This window comes from Variovorax sp. 20P10.2.4 (assembly GCF_058244205.1).
In genome coordinates this window covers 1-2082 of record NZ_JBZAYE010000944.1, presented here as the reverse complement: position 1 = coordinate 2082, position 2082 = coordinate 1, and the positions used below count along the sequence as shown (strand labels likewise).

At 73.2% G+C, this 2082-nt stretch carries 1 protein-coding gene; it reads left to right on the top strand.

Features of this window, described 5'->3' with window-relative positions; genetic code table 11:
• On the top strand, positions 1–2082 hold a 2082-nt coding region (treY, locus tag AC27VN_RS39740; RefSeq protein WP_490880251.1), incomplete at both ends, for a malto-oligosyltrehalose synthase.

Sequence of the window (2082 nt, the reverse complement as noted above, 5' to 3'; positions counted from 1 at the left end):
TCGCCGATGCGCATGCCGAGGTGGCGCAGGCGCTGGCGCAAGCCACGGCAGCCTTCAACGACGGCGCCGCGCGCGATGCGCTGCATGCACTGATCGAGGCCCAGCACTGGCGCCTGACCTACTGGCGCGTGGCGGCCGACGAGATCAACTACCGGCGCTTCTTCGACATCAACGACCTCGCGGCGCTGCGCATGGAGCGCGACGAGGTGTTCGAGGCCACGCAGTCGCTGGCGCTGGACCTCGCGGCGCAGGGCATCGTCGACGGGCTGCGCATCGACCATCCCGACGGCCTGCACGATCCGGCGCGCTACTTCCGCCAGCTGCAGGAAGGCTATGCGCGCCGCGCCGGCCTGCCGCTGGCCGGCGACGATGCGCGCGGCCGCCCGGCGCGGCCGCTGTACGTGGTAGCCGAGAAGATCGTGGCGCGCGGCGAGGAGGTGCCCGAGGACTGGCACGTGCACGGCACCACCGGCTACCGCTTCGCGAACGTGGCCAACGGCGTGCTGATCGACACCGCCGCGGCCGGGCGCTTCGCGGTGCTGTGGCATCGCTTCACCGGGTCGCCCGCGCATTTCGAGGCCCATGTGCGCGACGGCAAGGCGGCCGTGATGCGCCATGCGCTGGCCTCGGAGCTCTCGGTGCTGTCGAACGCGCTGCTGCGCATCGCGCGCGCCGACCGCGACACGCGCGACCACACGCTCAACACGCTGCGCCGCGCGCTCGCGGCGGTGGTGGCCTGCCTGCCGGTCTACCGCAGCTACATCGTCGACACGCCCTCGGCGCAGGACCGCCGCTTCATCGACGAAGCGGTGGCCGCGGCCGAGCGGCACTTCGGCGACGGCGACACCTCGGTCTACGCGTTCCTGCGCCAGACCCTGAGCGGCGAGGCCGTGCCCACGGCCGGCCCCGCGCTGCGCGACCGGGTGCGGCGCTTCGCGGTGCGCTTCCAGCAGTTCAGCGCGCCGGTGGCGGCCAAGGGCGTGGAGGACACAGCCTTCTACCGCTACTTTCCGCTCGCCGCGCTCAACGAGGTGGGCGGCGATCCCGACGTGTTCGGCGTCGACGTGGAGGACTTCCACGCGGCGAGCGCCGACCGCGCCGCGCGCTGGCCGCACACCATGCTCGCGACCTCGACGCACGACAACAAGCGCTCCGAGGACGTGCGCACGCGCATCGACGTGCTGTCGGAGATCCCGCGCGAATGGCGCGCCGCGCTGATGCGCTGGCGCCGGCTGCAGCAGCCGCTGCGCGAGCGCATGGCCGCCGAGGGCGCGCCGGCCGATGCGCCCTCGGGCGCCGACCTCTACCTGCTGTGCCAGACGCTGGTCGGCACGCTGCCCGCCGAAGGGCTCGAAGGCGAGGCGCTGGCCGACTACAGCGAACGCATCGTGCAGTACATGCACAAGGCCGCGCGCGAAGCCAAGCTGCGCACCGCGTGGACCCGGCCCGACGCAGGCTACGAAGATGCGCTGCGGCGCTTCGTGGAACTGACGCTCGATGCGGCGCAGCCGGCCGCGTGGTGGACGGACCTGCGGGCCTTCGCGTCGCGCATCGCGCTGTTCGGGGCCTGGAACAGCCTCTCGCTGACGCTGCTGAAGTTCGCCTCGCCGGGCGTGCCCGACGTCTACCAGGGCACCGAGCTGATGCCGCTGACGCTGGTGGACCCCGACAACCGGCGGGCCGTGGACTATGCGTGCCGCGAAGACTTGCTCGAGGACTTCGAGCAGCGCGCGGCGGGCGCGCGCTCCGCCGAGAGCGTGGAGGCGTTCGCGCGCGCACCGCACGACGGCCGCGCCAAGCTCTGGTTTGCCTGGCGACTGCTGGCGCTGCGCCGCGCGCAGGATGCGTTCTTCCGCGATGCCGACTACCGCGGGTTGCGCGTGGAAGGACCGCTCGCGCGGCACGTGGTCGCGTTCGAGCGGCGCCATGAGGGACGCACGCTGGTGGTGGTGGCTGCGCGCTTCTTCGCGGGGCTGTGCGGCGGCATGGCGGACGAGGCCGCGCCGGTGCTGCCGGTGGGCGAGGCCTGGCGCGGCACGCGGGTGTGGCTGTCCGACGAAAGCACGGCCGATGCGCGGGCCG